This window comes from Devosia sp. Root105, assembly GCF_001424865.1.
In the GTDB taxonomy this organism is placed as follows: domain Bacteria; phylum Pseudomonadota; class Alphaproteobacteria; order Rhizobiales; family Devosiaceae; genus Devosia_A.
Genome location: NZ_LMCR01000016.1, coordinates 229,239 through 253,864, shown reverse-complemented (window position 1 = coordinate 253,864; position 24,626 = coordinate 229,239). Strand labels below are relative to the sequence as shown.

Sequence of the window (24,626 nt, the reverse complement as noted above, 5' to 3'; positions counted from 1 at the left end):
GGCGTGAAACGGGATCGTCTAAGGAATTGATATGTCTGACGAAGTGAACGAGATTGCTCCCGAGGTCGAGGCCACCGAGCCGAATGCCGGCGACGCGCCTCGGATTACGCCCAATGTCGGTGCGGCGATTCCCGCCGACGACGTGGAGCGGATCACCCGTGACCTGATCGGTGCGCTGAAGACGGTCTACGACCCGGAAATCCCGGTCGATATCTACGAGCTCGGGCTGATCTACAAGGTCGACCTCGATGACGACCGCAACCTCACCATCGACATGACGCTGACCGCGCCGGGCTGCCCGGTGGCCGGCGAAATGCCGGGCTGGGTGGAGAACGCGGCGCGCAACGTCGAGGGCATCCAGGACGTTACCGTCAACATGGTCTACGATCCGCCATGGGACGCTTCGCGGATGAGCGAAGAAGCCCAGGTGGCGCTGAACTGGTGGTAAGTTCTGCGCTTTAGGTCTATATATCGTCTTGTTACGATGAAGGTCCGCAGCCGATGCCTTTGAAGATCATGAGCCTCACCGATGCCGCCGTCGAGCGCATCAACGAGATCATCGAGGATAGCGCCACCCCGGTGGTGGGCGTGCGCGTCGGCATCAAGGATGCCGGCTGCGCCGGGCAGTCCTACACGCTGGCCTATGTCGGCGAGCCGGTGAAGGGCGATGACCACATCGAGGAAAAGGGCGTCCACGTCTATGTGGAACCCAAGGCGACGCTGTTCCTGCTCGGCACGGTGATGGATTTCGAGGAAGACATCCTCAAGTCCGGCTTCACCTTCAAGAACCCGAACCAGACCGGCGAATGCGGCTGCGGCGAAAGCGTGCAGCTGAAACCGGCCGACCTCAAGGCGCTGGCTGAGGCTCGGGCGCAGGCCTGATTTGAGGCCTTGCCTCCTGCATCTCGTCACACTCGGTGTCATCCCAGCGAAAGCTGGGACCCATTTCTCAGCCTGCGCTTGGGGATAGTTGGGTCCCAGCTTTCGCTGGGATGACATCCAGTTTGGGGCCAGGGCGCTGTCATAACGACGGACTTGGCAAAAGGTGGCGCAATCCGCTACATCCATCTGGCTTGCTTCAACCTCACCCCGGCGACGCCCGGGCCAAATCGACAGATCGATGTGTCCGGCCCTGCCGGAGTGAGTGCGGCCGTTGCGCCGCTGCCTGACGGAGTTCTCCATTGACCGCTGCCGCTTCCTCAAAGCTCGAGGCTTTGACGATCGTTCCGCCTGACCACCCGCTCGTCGGCCGGGTGACCCCGCCGGGATCGAAGTCGATCACCAATCGCGCGCTGCTGCTGGCAGCGATGGCGAAGGGCACGAGCCGGCTCACGGGGGCGCTGAAGAGTAAGGACACGGCGCTGATGGCGAGGGCGTTGATCCAGATGGGCGTCAGCGTCGAGGAGCCGGATGCGACGAGCTTCGTCGTCACCAGCGACGGCACGCTGAAGGCGCCGACCGAGCCGCTGGTGCTGGGCAATGCCGGCACCGCGACGCGCTTCCTGACGGCCGCGGTGTCGCTGGTCGAGGGCAGGGTGGTGGTGGATGGCGACGAGGCAATGCGCAAGCGCCCGATCGAGCCGCTGTTGGTGGCGCTCCGTTCACTTGGCATCGATGCCACCAGCGAGACCGGCTGTCCCCCCGTGGTGATCAACGGCACCGGTTCCTTCGGTCGCGGCCGGGTCGAGATCGATGGCGGGCTCTCGAGCCAGTATGTTTCGGCGCTGCTGATGGCGGCGCCGTTCGGCGAGGGCCCGATCGAAGTGGCGCTCACCGGCAAGGATCTCGATGCCCGCGGCTATGTCAACCTGACGCTCGCGGCGATGCGGGCCTTCGGCGCCAGCGTCGAACAGCTCGACGAAATGACCTGGCAGGTGCAGCCCACCGGCTACCAAGCGAGCGATTTCCACATCGAGCCCGACGCTTCGGCGGCGACTTACCTCTGGGCGGCGGAAGCCTTGACCGGCGGCAGGATCGACCTTGGCGTGCCGATGGACGCCTTCACCCAACCCGACGCCGAAGCGGCCAAACTGATCCGGATGTTTCCGCACATGCCAACGGTGATCGACGGCTCGCAGATGCAGGACGCAGTGCCGACGCTCGCCGTGCTCGCGGCGTTCAACGAGACGCCGGTGCGCTTCGTCGGTATTGCCAACCTTCGGGTCAAGGAATGCGACCGGATCTCGGCGCTCTCCACCGAGCTTAACCGCATCCGGGCGGGCCTCGCGCATGAAGAAGGCGACGACCTGGTGGTTGCGTCCGACCCGCGGCTCAGCGAGCTCAGGCACCGCAACGAGCGGACCAGCATCGAGACCTATGAAGACCACCGCATCGCCATGAGTTTTGCGCTGGCGGCGCTGAAGATCGGCGGGATTACGATCCTCGATCCGGACTGCGTGGGGAAGACCTATCCGGGGTATTGGGATGCGTTGCGGTCGCTGGGGGTGGAGACGGTGGCGGCTTAGGTCGCTCCTCGCTCCGCTCGAATCGGCGATGCTTGCGCATCGCATACCCCTCATCGCAACCGCAGGTTGCGCGCTTCGAGCGACAGCAAGGAGCGGCTAGCCGCTACGCCGCGACGATGTCCTCGTCGCCCAGCTCGGTTTCGCCGACCACCATGTTGCGGCCGCGGTGCTTGGCGGCGTAGAGGCAGCGGTCGGCGCGCTCGATCAAGGTCGAGGGCGTGTCGCTGGTGCGGTACATGGCGACGCCGAACGAGGCCGTGACGCGGCCGAGCTTCTCGTTGGTCGAGCGCTTCAGCAGTTCCTTGGCCTGGATGGCCTTGCGGATGTTGTCGGCGAGGATCACCGCGCCTTCGAGGTCGGTATCGGGGAGCACGGCGGCGAATTCCTCGCCGCCATAGCGGGCGGCGATGTCCCGGCCCTTGATGTTGGATTTGAGCGTCATCGCAACGAGGCGCAGCACCTGGTCACCGGTCTGGTGGCCCCAGGTGTCGTTGAAGCGCTTGAAGTGATCGATATCGATCAGCATCAGGCACATGTGGTCGCCGTGTTCTTCAGCCCGGCTCACGGCGCGCAGCAACCCATCATCGAAGGCCTTGCGGTTGTAGACCTTGGTGAGCGGGTCGAGCAGCGCCTCGCGGCGGACATCGTCGAGATCGCGCTGCAGCGCCTCGATATCGTCGCGCGAGGCGGCGAGGTTCATTTCGAGCTTATGGTTGGCATCCTGCATGCGGCGGGTTTCCGCCAGCAGCGCGTCGGCCAGGGTCCGCAGTTTGGTGGCATCCAACTCGTCCGAACCGAGGTCGCCGCTGGCAACCTGGAGCGAGGCCGAGTAGGCGCCGGCCGTGGTCATGGCGGTGTCGATGGCATCGTGAATGGCAACGATGCGGTTCGACATCCGCTGCGATACGCTGGAGATGCGTTCGTTGGCGTCCTGCGCCCGGAGGAACTCGTTGTAAAGCCGCTCGGCGATATCGGCGGTCGGGTGTCCGTCGCGGAAGATGGCGTTGACGCGGGCGTTGAGCGCCGGATTGATGCCAGTGGCATAGGTGTAGAGCAGTTCATAGAACTGCGGGTACGGAGGAATCGTGGCCCGCTTCAGCAGGTCCAGCGCCGCATTGGCATAACCGAGGGCGCGTCTGAATTCCTGTTCTGACACCGTTCCCCCAAGCCCGGCTCCTGCCGGTTGTTCGGCCGGCATTGTCAGTTGTTCGGCATTAACGGGGCGTAAAAACACGGCGATCTGCTAGCAATTCTACTGAGATCGCCGTGGAAGTTCTGTAGATCGCGGCTATTTCCGCAGCAGGAAGGCCGGGATCGGACCGTCAGAACCGAAAGGCGAATCGGCGACGATGCCTTCGATGTGCTGAGGACGCGGTTCGCGGGCGGGTTTTTCGCCGCCATTGCTACGATTGTTGTCGTTGCGAGGCGCATCGTTGCGCTGAGGGCGGCGAGGCCGCTCGCTGCGTTCCTCGCGCGGCTGCTGGGTCTCCTGCACCGCCGCAGCTTCGACCGGCGCGGCGGTCTCCCGCGAGCCGCGGCCACCGCGCCGACCGCGGCCGTCACGCAGCGAACGAACTTCGCCGCGTTCCTCGGTGCGCGTCGCTTCGGAACGCTCGACCGATCCGCCACCCAGCTTCACCTCGGGAATATCCTTGGCGATCAGCTTGGTGATGGCATCGACATATTTGCCGTCGGAGGGCGTGGCGAGCGTAATGGCGACACCCGAGCGGCCGGCACGGCCAGTGCGGCCGATGCGGTGCACGTAGTCCTCGGCGTGGGTCGGCACGTCGAAGTTGAACACGTGGCTCACCGCCGGGATGTCGAGGCCGCGGGCCGCCACATCGCTGGCGATCAGCAGCTGCAGCTTGTCGGTCTTGAAGCTGTCGAGCGTTTCCATGCGGCTCTTCTGGTCCATGTCGCCATGCAGCCCAGCGGCCGAAAAGCCGTGGCGCTCCAGCGAGCGGGCGAGGGTGGCCACATCGCGCTTGCGATTGCAGAAGATGATCGCGTTCTTGAGGTTCTCTTCGCCACGGATCAGGCGGCGCAGCGCGTCGCGCTTTTCCTCCGGCTTGCCGGAGACGCGGACGATCCGCTGCTCGATGGTCTCGGCGGTCGAGTTCTGGCGGGCGACCTCAAGCTTGATCGGGTCGCGCAGGAACCGGCTGGTCAGGCGCTGGATTTCCGGCGGCATGGTGGCCGAGAAGAATAGCGTCTGCCGGCGCGGCGGCAACAGGCCACAGATGCGCTCGATGTCGGGGATGAAGCCCATGTCGAGCATGCGATCGGCCTCGTCGATGACGAGAATGTCGACGCCGGTGAGCAGGATGCGGCCGCGCTCGAACTGGTCGAGCATGCGGCCGGGCGTGGCGATCAGCACGTCAGCGCCGCGATCGAGCACCCGGTTCTGGTCTTCGAAGCTGACGCCGCCGATCAGCAGGGCAACGCTGAGCTTGTGGTTCTTGCCGTACTTCTCGAAGTTCTCGTGCACCTGCGCTGCGAGTTCGCGCGTCGGTTCGAGGATCAGCGTGCGCGGCATGCGGGCGCGGGCCCGGCCGCTTTCGAGCAGCGTGAGCATCGGCAGCACGAACGACGCGGTCTTGCCGGTGCCGGTCTGTGCGATGCCGATGATGTCCCGCTTCTGCAGGACATGCGGGATAGCCTGCGCCTGGATATCGGTGGGCTTGGTGTAGCCGGATGCGGCAACCGCATCGATCACCTTGGCGCTAAGGCCCAACCCGGAAAAGTCATTTGCCAAATCAGTGGTCCGCTCAAGTAGGGAAGGCAGGTCGACGGGCAGCTACTTGAGGAGGTGCGGGTCGACGAACAGGTCGCAAAGTACAAGCCGGATAATCAGGCTTCGCCTTGCAGCAACCGATCCGGACTCCGCCCTGTCCGGGGCTGCGCGCGACGCGCCCGGAACATAGTGGAAACCCCTTGCGAGTCAACGGGGTTCGCGGGCGGGTGATTAATTGTGGTCGGTCAGGCCGTGCCGACATCGAGCATGACGATTTCCGGCCAGTTGCCGATCCGCACGGGAATGACGGAGCAACCAAGGCCGCGCGAGACGATCAGCTCGCGTCCCTCGACAGTGTAATGGCCGGCGGGAAAGCGACGCGAGCCGAGCGATGCCGCCCAGGGGCGCCAGCCCAACAGCGAGATCTGGCCGCCATGGGTGTGGCCGGACAGCGTCAGGCTGACGCGGTCGGGTACTTTGGGGAAGATATCAGGCTCGTGGGCGAGGAGCAGGGTCGGCTCGCCGTCGGGGATCTGGGCCAGCGTGGCGTCGAGGTCGTCGAGCCCCCAGGTGTGCCGGCCGTCATGGACGCCGCCGGGCAGGATACCCAACTGGTCGCCAAGACCGGCAAGCCAGAACGGGTGCCCGTCCTTTTCGAGGCGGATGGCTTCGTTGACGTAGGTGGCGATACCGGCGTCACGCAACGCCGTGCGGGCCAGCGGCGTCATCGAATGGTCCAACTGGAAGGCGCGGTCCTCCCAGTAGTCGTGATTACCGAGAACGGCATGCACACCGAGCGGAGCGGAGAGCTTGCCGAGCGCGCTGGCCCATTCGACATTGGCGACCTGACCGGTCCTGAGCCGCATGCCGCTGACATAATCCCCGAGCAGCAGGATGACGTCCGCGCCCAATCCTTGCGTCTGCGCGCACAGCTCCTCGATGCGGCTCAGGTCCATCCAGGGCTCGCAGGCATGGAGATCGGCAATGACGGCGGCGCGCAGTTTCAGGCCGGCCGGCCAGCCGCGCGGCGTGAGGGCGTAGGTGGTGACGCGCGGACGGGCGAGGGCCTCGATGAAGGGGTAGGCGGCAGTGGCGATCAGCCCGAGCACGCCCACGCCGAAAAGCTTCAGCAACCCACGTCTGGTGATCATGTTCGCCCCTGACCCTCAGGGACGCTCGTCCCTAGATATCCAGATCGGTGACGAATGCGGCGTTTTCCTGGATGAAGTCGAAGCGGGCTTCCGGGCGGTTGCCCATCAGGCGGTCGACCGACAGCCGCGTCTCCTCGAAGTCGTCGCGGATGCGGACCTGCAGCAGGGTGCGGGTCTTCTTGTCCATCGTTGTTTCGCGCAGGTGCACATAGGGCATCTCGCCGAGGCCCTTGAAGCGGGTGATATCCGGCTTCTTGCCCTTGAACTCATCTGCCAGCAACTGGTCGCGGTGCGCGTCGTTCATCGCATAGGCGACCTTGGGGCCGGCGCTGATGCGGAACAGCGGCGGCATCGCGAGGTAGAGATGCCCGCCCTCGATCAGCTTGGGCATCTCCTGGAAGAAGAAGGTCATCAGCAGCGAAGCGATGTGGGCGCCGTCGACATCGGCGTCGGTCATCAGGATGACCTTGTCGTAGCGCAGCTCATCTTCACGATAGCGGTCACGGGTGCCGCAACCGAGCGCCTGGGTCAGGTCGGCGATGGCCTGGCTGGCCTGCACCTTGTCGCGAGTGGCGCCGGCGACGTTGAGGATCTTGCCGCGCAGCGGCAGGATGGCCTGGCTCTTGCGGTCGCGCGCCTGCTTGGCGCTGCCGCCGGCCGAGTCACCCTCGACGATGAAGATCTCGGCGCCCTGGGCGGCCGATTGGGTGCAGTCGGCGAGCTTGCCGGGAAGGCGGAGCTTTCTGGTCGCGGACTGGCGGTCGACCTCTTTCTCTTTCTTCCGCCGCAGCCGCTCCTCGGCGCGCTCGATGGCCCAGTCCAGGAGCTTGGAGGCCTGGTTGGGTGAGGCGGCGAGCCAGTGGTCGAACGGGTCGCGCAGCGCCGCATCGACGATGCGGGTGGCCTCGGGCGAGCTGAGCTTGTCCTTGGTCTGGCCGACGAATTCCGGCTCGCGCACGAACACCGAGAGCATGGCCGAGCACTGTACCAGCACGTCTTCGGCAGTCAGCTGCGCGGCGCGCTTGTTGCCCGAGAGCTCGGCATAGTTGCGCAGGCCGCGGAGCAGGGCGACGCGCAGGCCCTGTTCGTGCGTGCCGCCATCGCCGGTCGGTACGGTGTTGCAGTAGGAGTTGACGAAGCCGTCACCGAGGCACCAGGCCACAGCCCATTCGACCGAGCCGTGCGTGCCGGGCTTGCCGATGATGCCCGAGAAAATGTCCTCGGCGATGCGGGGTTCGCCTTCGATGCGGTTGGCGAGGAAGTCGCGCAGGCCGCCGGGGAAGTGGAAGGTCGCCTTGGCCGGTACATCCGCCGTGGCGAGGCTCTCGTCGCAGGTCCAGCGGATATCGACGCCACCGAAGAGGTAAGCCTTCGAGCGGGTCATCTTGAACAGGCGGGCGGCAGAGAACTTGTGCTCGCCGAAGATCTGGGGATCGGGGTGGAAGCGCTGCGTGGTGCCGCGGCGGTTCTGCACCTTGCCCACCGTCTCGACGGCGCCCAGTGGTTTGCCGCGCGAGAACGCGATGCGGTAGAGCATCTGGTCGCGCGCCACCTCGGTGATGAGGCTGTCGGACAATGCGTTGACCACCGAGACGCCGACGCCGTGCAGGCCGCCGGAGGTCTCGTAGGCCTTGCCGTCGAACTTGCCGCCGGCATGCAGCCGCGTCATGACGATTTCGAGCGTCGAGACACCGGGGAATTTCGGATGGTTCTCGACCGGGATGCCGCGGCCATTGTCGGTGACGGTCAGGAACCCGTCCTCGCCGAAATGCACTTCGATGCGGCTGGCGTGGCCGGCGATCGCCTCGTCCATCGAGTTGTCGATGACTTCGGCGAACAGGTGGTGCAGCGCGTTGGCGTCGGTGCCGCCGATATACATGCCGGGGCGGCGGCGCACCGGCTCGAGGCCTTCGAGCACCTCGATATCGGCAGCCGAATAGGAGGCGGCGTGGGCGACGCTCGGGGGAGGGCTGGCAGCCGGCGTTTTCGGCGTGGGAGTAGCAGGCGTACGCTGGGGCGCAGCGTCCTCACCATCAGGGCCGAAAAGGTCTTCGATCGCCGCCATGAAATCTCCGTCCGAGGCGCGAATCGTGCGCCTCACAAGCTCTAGCATACTTGCTGCTTTGGGTGGGTTAAGCGGGAGGTAGGGCCCGGCGCTCGAGCTGTCAACCGGTCGTGAACGGCATGTGAATGCACGGTTCCGCGAGCATTCAACGGCCGGGCATTATTCCACTGCTCGAGATTGCGGAGCGCCCAGCTGGGGCCAGTAGGCAGTGTCCGGGCTGGGTGTTCGGCAATCTCACATCGACTGCGCCTGATCTCACTCGGAATTCCGCCGCCCAGGTTGCCTTGCAACATGAACGGTGGATGAACGGGCGATACCGCATTGGTTAAGAATGCAACCTTTAGGGTCGTGGCACGCTAGCGGACCTGGCACCAGTTGATCTTGAAGGAGACTATCATGACCTCAATCCTCTCATCCGTAATGAAGTCCGGCCGTGCCGCTATCGTTGCCGTGACCCTCGGTGCGGCGGCGTTCACCGCCATGCCGGTCCAGGCCCAGTCGTTCAACTTTGATTTCGGCATTCAGGGCGGCGGCAACAGCTTCTCGTACGGCTTCGACAATGGCCGTCGGATGAAGCGCGACTGCCTGACCAACAACGAAGTCCGCCGCGGCCTGCGCCGGGCCGGCTTTGACGACATCCGCTTCGTCGATCGTCGCGGGGTCCGGGTAAAGGTGGTGGCTGATTATGGCCGTCGCACCTACGCCATGACCATCAACCGCTGCACCGGCCGCGTCTCGGATATCGAGCGGCTGCGTCGCCCGTACTTCCCGGGCTTCCAGTTCCAGTTCCGCTTCTAGCCAAGTTCCGGCGGGAGCCGGTTCCTCCCTCGCGCTCCCGCCAGATCCCGGCCCCTCAGGGCCGGGATCTTTTGTTTGGTGATTTGCAAAGGAGAACGACATGAAAGCTACCATGCTTATCCGCGCCGCCGTGCTTGGGCTGGCGCTCGGCGCTTCGGCACTCCCCGTGCAGGCGCAGAGCATGCAGTTCCAGTTCGGCTTCGGCACCGACGGCTTCGGCTATCGCCGGCCGCTGATCTGCATCGAGCTGACCGACCGGCAGATCCGCAACGCGGTGCGCCAGCAGGGCTACACCAACATCTCGCTCAATGTGCGCAACGATCGGCGCATCCAGGTCCGCGCGACACGCGGCAATTGGGTGTACCTGCTCCGCGTTTCCACCTGCACTGGAGCGATCCTCAATCGTGAACGGCTGCGCCGCAGCTGAGGAAATCGCCAGTGAATCCAATGCGCCCGGTTCCGTACAGAGGGCCGGGCGCGTTGTTTTGGAGCACTTGATTCAGACTTCGTTTGCTTCTCGGAAGCACTTTCTTAAGCGCTCGCGGGTATGAATTTCACATACGGTTTTTGTTCGGAGTAGCCGTATGCGCGCCCAAGCCAAGAGCGGTCTCGCGTACCTTGAGACAGCTTTGAGGGCGCCACGCGACAGCGGATGGCAGCAGGCCGGATTTGATAGTTTTGCGTACCGGCTTGCCCATCTTGCTTTGCCCCGCCCGCTGACCCTCGCTGCCGTGGCTGTGTTCTTCTACCTGGCGTGAAGGCCGGGTGTTGCTGCTTGTGACCCGAATGGACGGTGTCATCTCGGCGAAAGCGGGGATCTCGTTAAGCGTGGAAAGCGCTGTAACTCCCCCTTTAGGTGAGAGGCTCGGATTCCCCCACCCACCGGGTGTCATCCCAGCGAAAGCTGGGACCCAACTCGCCGCAGCGCAGGTGGATGAATGGGTCCCAGCTTTCGCTGGGATGACACCGAGTTTGGGGTGCAACCGGTGCGAACCGACGCCCTCAGTTCTCGAGCCGCCTGTCCTTGGGCAGCCACTGCAAACAGAGGTTCCCGCTTTCGCGGGAATGACCCGGTGGCTGTGGAAGGGGGGGAAAGGCTGCCACTTGACCTGCAATCGCCCCCGGTGCTCTAAGCATTTTGTCCGCAATGCCAACCAAGGAGGGTCGCGTGGGCTATCGTCATGACCAGCACCGCAGTCGCGGCCCTGTTTCGGCCCTGCAGCTTTAGTTGCAGGGCTGACCGAACGGGTCCGGACGTCCTCGTCGTCTCACACCATTCTGGTCTGCCCAAGCCGGCTCCGCTTCGCGCGTGAGTCATTGACGGCACTGGTCCGCATATGGACCGTCACGATACCAGAGAGACGAAAATGGGCTCGATCAGCCTCAAGCACCTTTCCATCACCGCCACCGATCCGCTGTTCCGCGACCTGAGCCTCGTCGTCGCCGATGGCGACCGGGTCGGGCTTGTTGCAGGCAATGGGCTCGGCAAGACCTCGCTGCTGCGCGTCATCGCCGGGCTGGCGGAACCCACCAGCGGCGAAGTGGTTCGTTCGCGCGGCCTGCGCATCGGCTATGTCGAGCAGGACGTGCCGGCGGCGCTGATGCCGCTGACCATGCGCGACGCCGTGCTGGATGCCCTGCCGGCTGCCGACCGCGAGACCGACGCCTGGCGGGCCGATGTGGCGCTCGATGGGCTGGAGACGCCCTATGAGCTGCGCGACCGGCTGGTTTCGGCGTTGAGCGGCGGCTGGCAGCGCTTGATGCTGATCGCGCGGGTATGGGTGACCGATCCCGATGCGCTGCTGATGGACGAGCCGACCAACCATCTCGACCTGTCAAAGCTGTTCCGGCTGGAGACCTGGCTCAACCGTGAGGCCCGCAATATTCCGCTGATCGTGGCGAGCCACGATCGCGACTTCCTCGATGCGGTGACTAACCGGACGCTGTTCCTGCGGCCGGGAACCTCGCGCTACATGCCGCTCGGCTACTCGGCGGCCCGGCTCGAAATCGAACGCGAGGACGCCTCGCAGGAGGCGCAGAACGAGCGCGACCTGAAGGAAGCCACGAAGCTGAGGAAGCAGGCCGCGAAACTCAACAATATCGGCATCAACTCGGGCAGCGACCTGCTGGTGGTCAAGACCAAGCAGTTGCGCGAGCGGGCCGCGAGGATCGAGGAGGCGGTGCGTCCGGCGCATCGCGAGCGCTCGGGCGAGATCAGGCTCAGCAACCGCGGCACCCACGCCAAGCTGCTGGTCGGCATCGAGAACGTGACGGTGACGACGCCATCGGGGCAGGCGCTGTTCAAGATCGACAAGCTCCACATCTTCCAGGGCGATCGTGTGGTGCTGCTGGGCAAGAACGGCGCCGGCAAGTCGCAACTGGTCAAGCTGATCCACCGCGCCATGGTGGAGCCGGACAGCGTGCCGGGCATAAAGGTCACGCCGTCGCTGGTGCTGGGCTATACCGACCAGGACATGTCGCAACTGCCGGTCAAGGAGACGCCCGAGAGTTTCATCTCGGTGACCTTCAAGCAGCCGGATGCACGGGTGCGGAGCCTCCTCGCGAGCACCGGCTTCGTCATCGAGAAACAGTCGCGGCCGATCGGCCAACTGAGCTTCGGCCAGCGGGCGCGCCTGGGGCTGCTGGCGCTGCGGCTGACCGAGCCGAACTTCTACCTGATGGATGAGCCGACCAACCATGTCGACATCCCGGGCCGCGAGGCGCTGGAGAGTGAGATCCTCGCTCACGAAGCCACGGCCGTGCTGGTCTCGCATGACCGTAGTTTCGTGCGGAATGTCGGGACACGGTACCTGGAGATCAGCGGCAAGCGACTCAAGGAGGTCGATGGGCCGGAGGCGTTCTTCGAGGAGATGATGCTGGAGACTGAGCAAGTCTAGATCGTTCGACTTAGTACAAACTGCCTAGACGCTTGGCTGGCGGCCAAGGCGGTGAACAGAAATCGCTCAATGCCCCGTGTTGCTCCGCTGAAATACTGTTCAGTTGGTTGGCTGGTAAGGTCTGAGTCATGGCTGAATAGGCAATCTTGCGTACGATAGTGTGAGATTGTTCGGCGATGGCTTGGACGATGCAGAACGGACCCGCCGGCAGGGCCGACGCGAGCAGTCGCAAGGATGCTCGCTTCATCGGCGATGTAATGGGCAGCTATGTGCTGGCGGCGCGCGCGCAGACGCCGGGCGCCGTGCAGGTGTTTGCCTGCCGTTCGCGCAGCGTCTCGGCCCATGAGGCGGTGGTGAACGCGCCGGTCAGCGGGGCGCCTGGCGACGCGTTGACCATGACGTTGCAGGGCCTGGGGCTCGTGCGCGGCAGGATCACCCGCATTCTCGAGGGTGGCTTCGCCGTGGCGTTCGATTGCACCGAACAGGAGCGCGCCGTGCTGAGCTCCAGGATCGACTGGCTGAAGCGCCGGACGCTGAAGACGGTCAGCGATCGGCGGGCGCACAAGCGGGTGCTGCCGCGGGAGACGCGCGCCAGCTTGACGCTGGGCGACGGACAGCGCTTCGACTGCTTCATCATCGACATGTCGCAGTCGGGCGTCGCGGTGTCGGCCGATGTGCTGCCGCCGGTTGGCTCGCTGGCCGGGGTGGGCGCGGTTCCCGGCCGGGTGGTGCGGCACATCGAGGCCGGCTTTGCTGTGCAGTTCGGCGAGGTGCAGCAGATCGGTCAGCTCGAGGCGTTGCTGACGCTCAAAACCAGCGACCACCGCATCCTCGCTGGCGAGCGCCTGAAGCTGAGCAAGTAGCGCTCACGCCAAGTATGGGAAACAAATCCTTGCCGGCGTGCCGAGGGATTTCCAGTACGGCGCAACTGGCTGTTCAAGCTTACACGCTAGCGTGATGATAACGATTACATCGAACGCCGGCCAGGAGGCTTGCAATGGGGCAGAACGCCTCCCAGCGCTCCAGCGACATCCGCTTCATCGGGGCGCTGATGGGGCGCTACCTGCTTGCCAGCCGCAAGAACCGCAGCCATCGGGTGCAGGTGTTTGCCTGCCGGCTGCAATCGATCTCGCCGCAGCTGATGGTGGCCTCGGCGCCGGTACTTGGGGCACCGGGCGAGGAACTCTCCGCCAATTTCGAGCCGTTCGGCACCGTCAGGGGGCGGGTCGATCGATTGATCGATGGCGGCTTCTCGATGGCCATCGAGACCAGTGCCGAGGAACGCGACCTGCTGATCAAGCGCATCGGCTGGTACAAGAAGCGGGTCTTCCATGGGGTTGCCGACAAGCGGGCGCATCGCCGGGTGATGCCGAGGGATCCGCGCTCCACCATCCTGTTCGCCGACGGGAGCCGCCTGCCGTGCCTGATCATCGATATGTCGCGCTCGGGCGCAGCTTTATCGGCTGACGTGCAGCCGGACCTCGGCACGCCACTGGCGGTCGGCCGTGTGGTAGCGCGCGTCGTGCGCTGGCTCGACGTCGGCTTCGCCGTACAGTTCCTGGTCGAGCAGGAGCCGGAAAGCCTCGAGGACCGGCTCCACCTCGTCGACGCGTGACGGCTAGCGCTCGGTGAAGGCCAGCTTGGCGCCGAGCGCCACGAAGGCGGCGGCGAAGGTGCGGCGCATCCAGGTGAGGACGCGCGGACGGGTGACCACGTGCTGGCGCACCGCCGCGGCAAATATCCCGTAGATGGCAAAGATCACAAAGGTCATCGCCATGAACACCGCGCTCAGTTCCAGCATCTGGGGCAGGGCGTCGGCGCTGTCGGTCCTGACGAACTGCGGCAGGAAGGCAAAAAAGAAGATCGACAGCTTTGGGTTGAGGATGTTGATCAAGATGCCCGAGACCAATACCTGACGGACCGATTTCGGGGCCGCATCGGTGTCGACGCTGAGCGCGCCTTTCTCCCTGAGCGTCGCCCAGGCCATGTAGAGCAGGTAGGCGACGCCGAGATACTTGATGATCTCGAAGGCGAGCGCGCTGGTGTGGAGCAGGGCGGCGAGGCCGGTGATCGCGGCCGCCATGTGCGGGATGATTCCGAGGGTGCAGGCGAAAGCCGCGAGGATGCTGGCGCGGGCGCCGCGGGTCAGCCCGGCGGCCAGGGTATAGAGCACGCCGGTGCCCGGCGAGGCGACGATGACCAGCGTGGTGATGAGGAATTCGGGCGTCATGGCGGGCTCCTGACCAGCGAGGGCGGTGCCAGCATAGCCATGCCGACAAAGAGCGCCAGAGGGTTGGCGATGCAGGTGATTTGGCATCTTCACAAGTCGCTGCTAGGCTCCCAGCCATGAAGCGCATCGTGCAAAGCCGGCCGATCGACTCGCCCTTCGTCGAGAGCATCAGCTCCGTTCGTTTCGACACGACCGGGACGACGCTGATGCAGCCCGACGGCTGCTGGGATATCGCCATCATCAAGCGCGGCGACGAGACGATGGTGCTGCGCACCGGGCTCACCACGCAGGCGGTGGTCTACGAGCACGAAGCGGGCGATGAGCAGCTGGTGATCTCGTTCAAGCCACACAGCTTCATGCCGCTGATGCCCGGCGACATCATGCGCGACGAGGGCGTGATGCTCGAAAAGTTCGGCAAGGGCGGGTTCTGGATCGGCACCGACGTGCGGGAGATCCCGACCTTCGAGAATGCCGATGTGTTCGTCGAACGGCTGGTGCGCGACGGGATCATCGACAGCAACGAGCTGGTGGCCTCGGTGGTCGAGGGACAGCCCAAGGCGATGACCGAGCGGACGCTGCAGCGGCATTTCCTCAGGACCACCGGGCTCACCTACAAGCACTTCACGCTGGTGCAGCGGGCGCAGAAGGCTGTTTCCATGCTGCAGATGGGCCGGCCGGCGGTGGACGTGGCGCTGGCGCTGGGCTTTTCCGACCAGGCGCACATGATCAACTCGCTGAAGGCGATCATGGGCCAGACGCCGAGAGAGATCGTTCGCGAGGCGACGAACGAAATCGTTCGCGCCGGACCTGATGAGGTTGTCGGAAACTTCCAATAATCCCGAGTGGGGGTTGGGTACGAAGGGGTGTCTTCAACGATCACCCCGAAACGGAGTACCCGAAATGGCCACCATCACCCCCTTCAAGATCGACGTTTCCGCCGCTCAGCTGCAGGACCTCAAGGACCGTCTGGCTCGCACCGTGATGCCGAGCGAAGTCGATGGCAGCTGGGCCGCCGGCCCGACCAATGCCTATGTCCGTGGCGCCGTCGACCGGCTGCTGGGTGGCTTTGACTGGCGCAAGGCCGAGGCCGAGATCAACCAGCTGCCGCAGTTCACCACCGAGATCGATGGCCAGAACGTCCATTTCATCCATGTGAAGTCCGCCGAAAAGAACGCCACGCCGCTGCTGCTGATCCATGGCTGGCCCGGCTCGATCGTCGAGTTCCTCGACGTGATCGGGCCGCTGACCAACCCGGTGGCGCATGGCGGCAGGGCCGAGGATGCGTTCGACGTGGTGGTGCCCTCGCTGCCCGGCTTTGGCTTTTCCGGTCCGACCCGCGAGGCCGGCTGGAACAATGTGCGGATCGGCAAGGCCTTCATCGAGCTGATGAGCCGGCTGGGCTACCAGCGCTTCGGTGTGCAGGGCGGCGATGCCGGCGCCATTATCGGTCCCGAGATCGGCCGGCTGGCGCCGGAGCGGGTGATCGGCGTGCACCTCAATGCCGCAACCATGGGCTTCATTCCGTTCGGCCCGGTGTCGCCGGAGGAGATCGCGACCTTCACCGACAGCGAGAAGGTGCGCCTGCAGCGGGTGCAGCGCTTCATGGCGGAGCATTTCGGCTTCAACGTCATGCAGTCGAGCCGCCCGCAGACCCTGGCCTACGGCATCTCGGACTCGCCGGCGGGGCTCTTGGCCTGGATCAGCGAGCTGTTCACCAGCTTTGGCGATCGCGTCGACGCCGTGCCGATGGACCGGTTCCTGACCAACTTCATGATCTACTGGTTCACCGGCACCGCGGCCTCGTCGATCCGGCTCTACTACGAGAATGCACATGATCCGGAGGCCTGGTCGCCCAAGGCGAACTCGGGCGTGCCGACCGGCGTTGCGGTGTTCGGCTTCGACGAAGTGCCGATCCGCCGTTACGGCGAGACCAGCAACACCATCGTGCGCTGGAACGAGTTCGACGTCGGCGGGCACTATGCCGTGCTGGAAGTGCCCGGCGTCTGGGTCGGCGACGTGCGCGGGTTCTTCAGCCAGATCGGTTGAGGCGTGGTCTTTGCGAGAAAAAGGAAAGGGCCCTTCTGGGCCCTTTCGTTCGTCAGGAGGCGGGCTGACGGCGGAACAGGCCGCGGATCGCCTTCCAGGCCGGGCCGATCACCTTGCCGGCCACCGGGATCAGGATAAGGCCCAGTGCGAGGCCGAGGACCAGATCGGCGAGGATGGTCGCGAGCCCTTCGACAAAGCCGCCGAGCGCCGGCAGCATTGCTTCGGCGCCGTGGGCGATGGCTTCGATCAGGTGCTCGATCTGGTCGAGGCCGAAGCCGGCGAGGCCGTGGACGACGATACCGCCGCCGACCCAGATCATCGCCGCGGTACCAACGATGCTGAGGGTCTGCATCACCCAGGGCATGGCGATGAGGATGCCGCGACCGGTGGCGCGGCCGACGCCGGTGCGGCCCTTGCTGGCGAGCGCCAGGCCGAAATCGTCGGCTTTGACGATCAGCGCCACGGCGCCATAGACCGCCGCGGTGATGCCGAAGGCGACGACCACCAGCACCAGCGCCTGCTCCCAGAACGGCAGGTCGGGCAGGGCGGCGAGCGCGATGGTCATGATCTCGGCCGAGAGGATGAAATCGGTCTGGATGGCGCCAGCGACCCGCTCTTCCTCGAGCTTCTTGGGATCGGCCGGCTGCGGCAGGGCTTCTGCTTCGTGCGCATGCGCCTCGTGCGGGAACACCGCCTCGAACACTTTTTCGGCGCCCTCATAGCAAAGGTAGGCACCACCGATCATCAGCAGCGGGGTGATCAGCCAGGGTGCGAAGAAGCTCAGCGCCAACGCGGCCGGCAAGAGAAACAGCAGCTTGTTGCGGATCGAGCCGACAGCGATCTTCCATACGATCGGCAACTCGCGGTCGGCCGAGAAGCCGGTGACGTAGCGCGGCGTCACGGCCGCATCATCGATCACCGCGCCGGCGGCCTTCAATCCGGCTTTGGCCGCTTGTCCCGCCACATCGTCGATCGAGGCGGCGGCGACCTTGGCGAGGGCGGTCACGTCATCGAGAAGGCCGAGTAGTCCAACGCTCATTCCGAATCCCCTTGCTTGCACACCATGCCAGCCTGAGCGCTTGCGGGAAACTGCTGTCATCGACGCCGACGCGAGGCTAGAAGCAGTTCCCCTGACCGTGGGACCGGCATCGGCGGCGGGGGCACAAGGGGGATGCAATGGCCGAGCGTCGGTTCATGCAACACACGGACCTGGCATCGTTCGCAGCCGCGCTACCTGGCGGCAGGCAACTGACAGGATTTGAGCGGTTGGCAGGTGGCAGCAAGAAGGGCGTCTATCGGCTGATGCTCGATGATGCGTCTTCGGTGGTCCTCTACGCCTGGAGCGCTGCCGAGAACTACTGGACCGACAATAGCACTGATCCGCGCGACCCCTTCGCCGAGGCCTCGGGACTGGATCTGCTGGAAGCGGCCAGCCTGGCGCTGGCGGAAGCCGGCGCGCGGGCACCCGCGCTTCTGCTCGTCGACCGCAGCCAATCGATCTATCCGGCCGACATCGCCATCGTCGAGGATTTGCGAGGCGGCACACTCGAGGCGATGATCTCCAGCGATGCCGGCGCAGCGGCAGCTCCCCTGCGCTCAGTGGGTGCGATGCTTAACGGCATGGCCAAGTACCGGGGTCCGAGGCTGGGCAAGGTCGCTGCCGTCGTGGCCGGCAGCGCGCCACAGGACCGCAATGCCGAGCAGATCGTGCTCGATCAGGGCCTCGCGCACCTGGCGAGCGTCGCAACAAAGGTCCCGGAGCTGGGACAGGCGCGCGAGCGGATCGAGGGTGCTTTGCGCGAGCGCCATGCCCGCGTTCGCTCGCGCGGCTGGTACAGCCTGATCCATGGCGAGCTCGGCGCCGACCATGTCATGCTGGATAGCGATGGCCGCCCTGTCATCATCGACATCGAGGGCGTCATGTTCTTCGACGCCGAGTGGGAGCACGAGTTCACGCGGATGCGTTTCGGCAGCAGCTATGAGGCGCTTGGCATAGATGTCGAGCTCGATCCAGAGCGCATGGCGCTCTACGAGCTGGCGCGCTCCCTGTCGCTGGTCGAGGGGCCGCTGCGTATTCTCGAAACCGATTTTCCAGATCGCGAATTTATGCGCGGCATCGTCACCTGGCACACGGGTAAAGTGCTGCGGCTATCCGGCGCCACCACCTGAGAATGGCTGTCGCTGGGCAGTCCGGGCTCGCTCCATCGTGGCTTCAGTACCGCGCTTCAAGGGCGAGCAGTGTCGGCAGAAATTCCGGATGTGCCGCCGTTACCGCCGAACGGAGCCAGACACGGGCCGCATCGTCAAGCGCGGGCACGTAACGCTCGAGATCGAGCAGGTCTTTGTCGCGCGGCTGTTTGCATTTGTAGAGCAGCTGGATTTCGGGCGCGATGATCGGCCAGCCCGATGTGGTCCGCGTGAAGACGCTCCTCAGGGGGCGGCGGACGGTCGGTTCCCGGCGGTATGCCCATTGGCCGTCCAGTTGTGCCTCCGAGACGATCTCGAAATCCCACAGAGGCTCGCCGTGGCGTCGGAGCCAGAGGCTGAACGGTGGGACCGGGAGCGCCGCTCCGGGCTCATGGGGCGTCAGTTGCTTGTTGCGGGCGACGACGATCTCGAAGCCGTCGAGAATCGGCAGCAGCGCAGGCAGGTCGGCGAGAAAGCAGCTGATCTCGATATCGGAATGCAGGCGGCTGACGCTGTCCTGCCATAGGTCGAGCGCCCAGCCTCCGGCGATGCCCCAGTGCACGGTGGCTTCGGCCAGCCATCCGGCAAGCTCACCGGGCGATGTCTCGCGCCAGCGGCTCGACATCAGAGGTCCGCCAGGCGTGTCGCTTCGCGCTTGCCCTGCTCGTAGCCGGCGCGGGCCGAGGGGATGCGGGTTGCCAGGTCCATCTGGTTGGTTCCCATGGCGGTGCGGGAGTTGGGATCCGGGGTGATGACCTCGACGCGGCTGCCCGCCTGGCGCAGCACCGCAACCTCGCTGGCAAGGTCCGCACCCGGCGGCCGGCGCAAGCCCTCGAACTGGCCCGGCGGCAGCGGCCCCGTTCGACCACTGAACGGCGACAGCACGATGACGTTCCTGTAGCCGGAGGCAAGGTCGGCATTGTCGACCGACCGCACGCCGCCGGAAATGTAGCGCGTGCCGTTGATGCGGTGCGTCGGCCCGGCGCCGGGCAGCGAGATGGCCGCCGCGGCCGCATCGACCAGCGCGACACCGGAGTCGCGGTCGAAGGTCGCAAGCTCCCCGGTCTCGGCGTTGACGGCGACGATCAGCATCGGGCGATCGGGCCAGTCGAGGCTCGGCAGCCGCCGGGCGACCAGGGCTCGCCGCTGTTCTGCCACCTCGGGTCCGAAGGACGCATCGCTTTCCAACCCATACGCGGCCATAGCGCGCTGCAGCTCGGCCCGAGTGGTGGCGGCGGCCGAGATGGTCCGCATCCGCTCGAACACTGCCTCCATCGGCCGCGGCGGCGACGCTGGTCGCGACTGGACCGCCGGCTGAGCCGGTGGGGGCGCCAGCGTCGCGGCGAGGAGTTCGGCCGGCGGAATGCCGCTCAGCACCTGCGCCGCCGCATTGGCGCCGGCCGAGGTACCGATCACCAGGTCGGCGGTCTCGGTCAGGTCGACGCCAGCCTCGGCGAGACCCGCGACGATGCCGATCATCCAGGCATTGCCGGCAGCGCCGCCACCGCCGAGCACCAAAGCAAGGTTCTTCTGAGTCATTGCGGCAGTGTTCAGCCCCCGGCTGTTTCTGTCCACCGAAAAGCAGAAGGGCCCGTTGCCGGGCCCTTCCATATTCCTTCGATCGATCCGGCGCTTAGGCCGAGTAGTACATCTCGTACTCGACCGGGTGCGGGGTGTGCTCGAACTTGATGACTTCCGTCATCTTCAGCTCGATATAGCTGTCGATCTGGTCGTCGTCGAACACGCCACCGGCCTTGAGGAAGTCGCGGTCCTTGTCGAGGGACTCGAGGGCTTCACGCAGCGAACCGCAAACGGTCGGGATCTGCTTCAGCTCTTCCTTGGGCAGCTCGTACAGATCCTTGTCCATCGGGTCGCCCGGGTGGATCTTGTTCTTGATGCCGTCGAGGCCGGCCATCAGCAGCGCGGCAAAGCCGAGATAGGGGTTCGCCAGCGGATCGGGGAAGCGGACTTCGACGCGCTTCGACTTCGGCGATTGGCCGAAGGGGATGCGGCACGAAGCCGAGCGGTTGCGCGCCGAGTAGGCGAGCAGCACCGGAGCTTCGAAGCCCGGCACGAGACGCTTGTAGCTGTTGGTGGTCGGGTTGGTGAAGGCGTTGATCGCCTTGGCGTGCTTGATCACGCCGCCGATGTAATACAGCGCTTCCATGGAAAGGCCGGCATACTGGTCACCAGCGAAGAGCGGCTTGCCGTCCTTCCAGATCGACTGGTGGCAGTGCATGCCCGAACCGTTATCGCCATAGACGGGCTTGGGCATGAAGGTCACGGTCTTGCCGTAGGCCTGGGCGACCTGCTGGATCACGTACTTGTAGATCTGCACGTCGTCGGCCGACTTGATCAGCGGGGCGAACTTGATGCCCAGTTCGTGCTGCGCCGAGGCCACTTCGTGGTGGTGCTTTTCGACGGTGACGCCCATCGAGGCCATGGCGGCGAGCATTTCACCGCGCATGTCCTGCGCACTGTCCAGCGGCGGCACCGGGAAGTAGCCCTTCTTGAGGCCGATATGGTGGCCGGTATTGCCCGACTCGTACTCGGTGTCGTTGTTGATCGGCAGTTCCGAGTGATCGACCGAGAAGCCCACCTTGTAGGTGGTGTTCGAATAGCGGACGTCGTCGAAGATGAAGAATTCGGGCTCGGGGCCGAACACCACAGTGTCGCCGATGCCGAGTTCCTTGACGTAGGCCTCGGCCTTCTTGGCCGTGGTGCGCGGGTCGCGGTTATACGGCTGGTAGGTCAGCGGCTCGAGAATGTCGCAGTTGATGGCGAGGGTAGGGGCGCCGAAGAACGGGTCGAGATAGGCCGAGTTCGGATCGGGCATCAGCACCATGTCGGACTCGTTGATGGCCTTCCAGCCAGCGATCGAGGAACCATCGAACATGGTCCCTTCCTCGAAGAGATCCTCATCGACGACCGTCACATCCATGGTGACGTGCTGCAGCTTGCCGCGCGGGTCGGTGAAGCGGAGGTCGACGTACTTGATGTCCTCGTCCTTGATCTTCTTGAGGATGTCGCTTCCAGTGGTCATTAGGTTCCCCTGTGTAAGTCTGGAGTTGATGCTAGGCGGGAGAGACGCGCGAAGAGGTGCCCCTTAGAGCGCGTCGTCGCCGAATTCGCCGGTGCGGATGCGGATAGCCTGTTCGATCGAATAGACGAAGATCTTTCCGTCGCCGATGCGGCCGGTTTGCGCAGCCGTGCGGATCGCTTCGATTGCCTTCTCGGCGAGGTCGTCGGGGCACACCACCTCGACCTTCACCTTGGGCAGGAAGTCGACGACATATTCCGCGCCCCGGTAGAGCTCGGTATGTCCCTTCTGACGGCCGAAGCCCTTGGCTTCGGTGACGGTGATGCCCTGCAGACCAACTTCCTGCAGCGCTTCCTTCACTTCGTCGAGCTTGAACGGCTTTACGATAGCCTCGATCTTCTTCATTCAGGCCTCCAACAGGCACCGGTCGGGTGCCGCTCGGTTGTATGCAGGGTCCGTGCCAGCTTCCCGGCAGCGGAGAAAACCTTGCCAAAATAAGCGCCTAGGACGAACATCTGATCCGCCGCTCTAGGCACGGCGGCAGGTGCCTGCACAAAGAATGTGCATGACGATGCCGATTTGTTCATTTCGACGGTTCGAAACGAGCAAACAGACAGTGGCAAAGATCGGTTTGCAGCGAAAGTGGGCAAATGCTCGGGCTGAAGAACGGCACCAACGCGCTGGTCGACTATGATCCGGATTGGCCGGCCGAGTGGAGACGCTCAGGGAAGTGCGCTAGGTATCGCTGTTGCAACTGACCGGGAAATGCTGGTGGCGCAGTCGACATACACCTTCTCGTTTGCGGGATATCTGCTGTCGGTTGCCGCCGGGTGCGTGGTCTTCGCGTTGGCGGCGGTGGTGGCGTTCGGCAACGTTGGGCTTGGCATCCCGTTGTTCGCATTCTTCGCCGTCATGATCGGCCTGCTGCCCGCAATGCTGCTGTTTTTGCCGGTAGTGCTGCTCGGCATCTGGCTGGGCAATCGCTTTGAGCTGCGCTCCAGCGGCTATGCCATGGCATTCGGCGCAGTGGGAGCTGCAGCGTACTATCCGCTTGGCATCGGGATCGGAGCCGCTGTCGGCAGTACCGTAGGCGCTTCCCCTTGGCCTGCGGGCATGCTGGCTGCCGCCGGCGCGGTGGCCGGCTATGTCTACTTCGTCACCGAGCGGATCGATCGGGAAGCAAGAAAGCGGCCGCGGCAGCAGGCTGCGCCGCCACCTGTCCATGGGCCGTAGCCGCGTCTCGTCCTGACGTCTGCACCTCTCCCTTTGACCTTCCCCAATTCTTCACATATATGCACGCGACCCGGCCGACGGGGCACCTTGCGGGTGTGGCGGAACTGGTAGACGCACTGGATTTAGGTTCCAGCGCCGCAAGGCGTGGAGGTTCGAGCCCTCTCACCCGCACCAGAGCTCGCCGCGATACTGCCAGCGACTTCGGCCAACCGAATTTTGTAGAGACAACGGGATACCCCAATGCAGGTCACAGAAACCCTCAACGAGGGCCTCAAGCGCAAACTCTCCCTGGTCATCCCCAAGAAGGATCTCAGCGACCGGCTGGATGCGCGGCTCGATGAGCTCAAGGGCACCGCGAACATCAAGGGTTTCCGCCCCGGCAAGGTGCCGACCGCGCACCTGAAGAAGGTCTACGGCCGCTCCGCCATGTCGGAAGTACTGTCGGACGCGATCAACTCGACCGTATCGAAGACCCTCGATGATCGCTCCGAGCGCGCCGCCACCCAGCCCAAGGTCGACCTGCCGGAAGACCAGGGCGTGATCAACCAGGTTCTGGACGGCGAAGCTGATCTCAACTTCGAGGTCAGCTACGAAGTGCTGCCGCCGGTCACCCTGATGGACTTCAAGTCGCTCGCCGTCGACAAGCCGGTGGTCGAGCTCGACGAGAAAGACGTGGACACCGAAGTGCAGCGCGTCTTCGCGCAGCAGCGTGGTTATGAGGAAAAGGGTGAGGACGGCCTCGTCGAGACCGGCGATCGCCTCGGCCTCAGCTTCAAGGGCACGATCAAGGGCGAGGCTTTCGCGGGCGGCTCGGCCGACCATGCGCACCTGACCGTCGGTTCGGGCGAGTTCATCCCGGGCTTCGAAGAGCAGCTCGTGGGCATGAAGAAGAACGAGACCAAGACCGTCAAGGTGACGTTCCCCAAGGACTACGCACAGGACGAACTGGCCGGCAAGAAGGCCGACTTCGAGGTCACCATCCTCCACATCGATGGCCCGAAGGCCGGTGAGCTCAACGACGAGTTCGCCAAGTCGCTCGGTCTCGAGAACGTTGCGGGCCTCCGCGACGCGGTGAAGGACCAGATGAAGACCGCGCTCGACTCGATGGGGCGCCAGGCGATCAAGCGGCAGATCCTCGACCAGCTCGACGAAGGCCACAAGTTCGCCGTTCCCGAGCAGCTGGTGGAAGCCGAGTTCAACACCATCTGGCAGCGCGTCGTGCACGAAGTCGAGCACCACGGCCGGTCCTTCGAAGACGAGGGCACGACCGAGGAAGCGGCCAAGGAGCAGTACCAGAAGATCGCCGAGCGCCGCGTGCGCCTGGGTCTGGTGGTCGCCGAGATCGGCAACCAGAACAAGGTCGAAGTGACCGAGGAAGAGCACCAGCAGGCGCTGATCGCCGAAGTGCGTCGCTTCCCGGGCCAGGAACAGCAGGTCTACGACTACTACCGCAAGAACCCGCAGGCCCTTGCCGGCCTCCGCGCTCCGGTGTTCGAGAACAAGGTGGTGGATTTCGTCACCGAGTTGGCCAAGAAGACCGACAAGCCGATGACCCGCGCCGAGCTCTCCAAGATCATCGCTGCGGACGAAGACGAGGTTCCGGAGGAGCACCACCACTAAGCTGGTGCCTCGATCACAAGTTCAGGGCCGCCCTTCGGGGCGGCCCTTTTTGTTTTGGGCCATGCACTGTTGCTGCGCGATGACATCCGTGAACGGGGCGATGTGGTGGTCACCCCGATCGTGCGGTATTGATGACGCTGGGAACCTCGCGGCGGCTCGG

Annotated in this window: 23 protein-coding genes and 1 tRNA gene; 14 read left to right on the top strand and 10 right to left on the bottom strand. The window is 64.8% G+C overall.

The features are described 5' to 3' along the window. The first annotated feature begins 31 nt into the window (after nucleotides 1-31). The 3 genes from ASC68_RS17330 (at nucleotide 32) to ASC68_RS17320 (ending at nucleotide 2,465) form a co-directional block, all read left to right on the top strand. Nucleotides 32-448 carry an SUF system Fe-S cluster assembly protein gene (locus ASC68_RS17330; protein ID WP_082528236.1) on the top strand — a complete coding sequence of 139 codons (417 nt, stop codon included), beginning with the start codon at nucleotides 32-34 and terminating at the stop codon, nucleotides 446-448. Between the two features lie 53 nt (nucleotides 449-501). Then, nucleotides 502-882: an iron-sulfur cluster assembly accessory protein gene (locus ASC68_RS17325; RefSeq protein ID WP_055881928.1), complete on the top strand. Its 381-nt coding sequence runs from the start codon at nucleotides 502-504 to the stop codon at nucleotides 880-882. Between the two features lie 299 nt (nucleotides 883-1,181). Then, a complete protein-coding gene (locus ASC68_RS17320) occupies nucleotides 1,182-2,465 on the top strand; it encodes a 3-phosphoshikimate 1-carboxyvinyltransferase (RefSeq protein ID WP_055881925.1) in 1,284 nt (427 codons plus the stop codon). Between the two features lie 103 nt (nucleotides 2,466-2,568). Here the strand turns inward: ASC68_RS17320 and ASC68_RS17315 are convergent, their stop codons facing one another. From ASC68_RS17315 to parE, 4 genes are all read right to left on the bottom strand, one after another. Continuing rightward, nucleotides 2,569-3,621: a GGDEF domain-containing protein gene (locus tag ASC68_RS17315; RefSeq protein ID WP_056000100.1), complete on the bottom strand. Its 1,053-nt coding sequence runs from the start codon at nucleotides 3,619-3,621 to the stop codon at nucleotides 2,569-2,571. Nucleotides 3,622-3,753: 132 nt separating this feature from the next. Next, nucleotides 3,754-5,220, bottom strand: coding sequence for a DEAD/DEAH box helicase (locus ASC68_RS17310; protein ID WP_055881920.1), 1,467 nt, complete (start codon nucleotides 5,218-5,220; stop codon nucleotides 3,754-3,756). Nucleotides 5,221-5,444: 224 nt separating this feature from the next. Continuing rightward, on the bottom strand, nucleotides 5,445-6,350 hold the full coding sequence (locus tag ASC68_RS17305) for a metallophosphoesterase (protein WP_055881917.1): 906 nt from the start codon (nucleotides 6,348-6,350) through the stop codon (nucleotides 5,445-5,447). A gap of 31 nt (nucleotides 6,351-6,381) precedes the next feature. Further along, on the bottom strand, nucleotides 6,382-8,415 hold the full coding sequence (gene parE, locus ASC68_RS17300; RefSeq protein ID WP_055881914.1) for a DNA topoisomerase IV subunit B: 2,034 nt from the start codon (nucleotides 8,413-8,415) through the stop codon (nucleotides 6,382-6,384). Nucleotides 8,416-8,811: 396 nt separating this feature from the next. Between parE and ASC68_RS17295 the strand changes: the two genes are divergently transcribed. From ASC68_RS17295 to ASC68_RS17275, 5 genes are all read left to right on the top strand, one after another. Beyond that, nucleotides 8,812-9,213: a hypothetical protein gene (locus ASC68_RS17295; RefSeq protein WP_156384671.1), complete on the top strand. Its 402-nt coding sequence runs from the start codon at nucleotides 8,812-8,814 to the stop codon at nucleotides 9,211-9,213. Nucleotides 9,214-9,313: 100 nt separating this feature from the next. Further along, a complete protein-coding gene (locus ASC68_RS17290; RefSeq protein WP_055881909.1) occupies nucleotides 9,314-9,640 on the top strand; it encodes a hypothetical protein in 327 nt (108 codons plus the stop codon). Nucleotides 9,641-10,580: 940 nt separating this feature from the next. Further along, nucleotides 10,581-12,110 carry an ABC-F family ATP-binding cassette domain-containing protein gene (locus tag ASC68_RS17285; protein ID WP_055881907.1) on the top strand — a complete coding sequence of 510 codons (1,530 nt, stop codon included), beginning with the start codon at nucleotides 10,581-10,583 and terminating at the stop codon, nucleotides 12,108-12,110. Nucleotides 12,111-12,298: 188 nt separating this feature from the next. Next, nucleotides 12,299-12,973, top strand: coding sequence for a PilZ domain-containing protein (locus tag ASC68_RS17280; RefSeq protein ID WP_162247954.1), 675 nt, complete (start codon nucleotides 12,299-12,301; stop codon nucleotides 12,971-12,973). A 134-nt stretch (nucleotides 12,974-13,107) separates the two neighbouring features. Then, nucleotides 13,108-13,725: a PilZ domain-containing protein gene (locus tag ASC68_RS17275; protein ID WP_055881902.1), complete on the top strand. Its 618-nt coding sequence runs from the start codon at nucleotides 13,108-13,110 to the stop codon at nucleotides 13,723-13,725. Nucleotides 13,726-13,728: 3 nt separating this feature from the next. On the opposite strand, the gene ASC68_RS17270 is transcribed toward ASC68_RS17275, so the two are convergent. Further along, a complete protein-coding gene (locus ASC68_RS17270) occupies nucleotides 13,729-14,340 on the bottom strand; it encodes a LysE family translocator (protein ID WP_055881899.1) in 612 nt (203 codons plus the stop codon). A 116-nt stretch (nucleotides 14,341-14,456) separates the two neighbouring features. Between ASC68_RS17270 and ASC68_RS17265 the strand changes: the two genes are divergently transcribed. Next, complete coding sequence (locus ASC68_RS17265; RefSeq protein WP_055881897.1) at nucleotides 14,457-15,176, top strand: helix-turn-helix domain-containing protein; 720 nt, start codon at nucleotides 14,457-14,459, stop codon at nucleotides 15,174-15,176. Nucleotides 15,177-15,240: 64 nt separating this feature from the next. After that, complete coding sequence (locus ASC68_RS17260) at nucleotides 15,241-16,386, top strand: epoxide hydrolase family protein (RefSeq protein WP_055881894.1); 1,146 nt, start codon at nucleotides 15,241-15,243, stop codon at nucleotides 16,384-16,386. 52 nt (nucleotides 16,387-16,438) lie between these two features. On the opposite strand, the gene ASC68_RS17255 is transcribed toward ASC68_RS17260, so the two are convergent. Continuing rightward, nucleotides 16,439-17,425 carry a DUF808 domain-containing protein gene (locus ASC68_RS17255; RefSeq protein WP_055881892.1) on the bottom strand — a complete coding sequence of 329 codons (987 nt, stop codon included), beginning with the start codon at nucleotides 17,423-17,425 and terminating at the stop codon, nucleotides 16,439-16,441. A 137-nt stretch (nucleotides 17,426-17,562) separates the two neighbouring features. Here ASC68_RS17255 and ASC68_RS17250 point away from each other — a divergent pair, with 137 nt between their 5' ends. Beyond that, nucleotides 17,563-18,555: a phosphotransferase gene (locus ASC68_RS17250; RefSeq protein ID WP_197421272.1), complete on the top strand. Its 993-nt coding sequence runs from the start codon at nucleotides 17,563-17,565 to the stop codon at nucleotides 18,553-18,555. A 43-nt stretch (nucleotides 18,556-18,598) separates the two neighbouring features. Here ASC68_RS17250 and ASC68_RS17245 read toward each other — a convergent pair whose 3' ends face one another. The 4 genes from ASC68_RS17245 to ASC68_RS17230 form a co-directional block, all read right to left on the bottom strand. Beyond that, on the bottom strand, nucleotides 18,599-19,198 hold the full coding sequence (locus ASC68_RS17245; RefSeq protein WP_055881887.1) for a hypothetical protein: 600 nt from the start codon (nucleotides 19,196-19,198) through the stop codon (nucleotides 18,599-18,601). Next, a complete protein-coding gene (locus tag ASC68_RS17240) occupies nucleotides 19,198-20,112 on the bottom strand; it encodes a patatin-like phospholipase family protein (protein WP_055881885.1) in 915 nt (304 codons plus the stop codon). Before ASC68_RS17240 ends, ASC68_RS17245 begins: the two co-directional genes overlap by 1 nt. 94 nt (nucleotides 20,113-20,206) lie before the next feature. Further along, the gene (gene glnA / locus ASC68_RS17235; RefSeq protein WP_055881882.1) at nucleotides 20,207-21,616 is read right to left on the bottom strand and encodes a type I glutamate--ammonia ligase; all 1,410 of its coding nucleotides are present in this window, start codon (nucleotides 21,614-21,616) and stop codon (nucleotides 20,207-20,209) included. A gap of 63 nt (nucleotides 21,617-21,679) precedes the next feature. Further along, a complete protein-coding gene (locus ASC68_RS17230; protein WP_046105125.1) occupies nucleotides 21,680-22,018 on the bottom strand; it encodes a P-II family nitrogen regulator in 339 nt (112 codons plus the stop codon). A gap of 366 nt (nucleotides 22,019-22,384) precedes the next feature. On the opposite strand from ASC68_RS17230, the gene ASC68_RS17225 reads away from it, so the two are divergent. From ASC68_RS17225 to tig, 3 genes are all read left to right on the top strand, one after another. Further along, nucleotides 22,385-22,846, top strand: a complete 462-nt coding sequence (locus ASC68_RS17225) for a hypothetical protein (protein WP_156387368.1) — start codon at nucleotides 22,385-22,387, stop codon at nucleotides 22,844-22,846. Nucleotides 22,847-22,935: 89 nt separating this feature from the next. Then, a tRNA-Leu gene (locus ASC68_RS17220) sits at nucleotides 22,936-23,020 on the top strand. A gap of 66 nt (nucleotides 23,021-23,086) precedes the next feature. Beyond that, nucleotides 23,087-24,466: a trigger factor gene (gene tig / locus ASC68_RS17215; protein ID WP_055881877.1), complete on the top strand. Its 1,380-nt coding sequence runs from the start codon at nucleotides 23,087-23,089 to the stop codon at nucleotides 24,464-24,466. The last annotated feature ends 160 nt before the right edge of the window (nucleotides 24,467-24,626 follow it).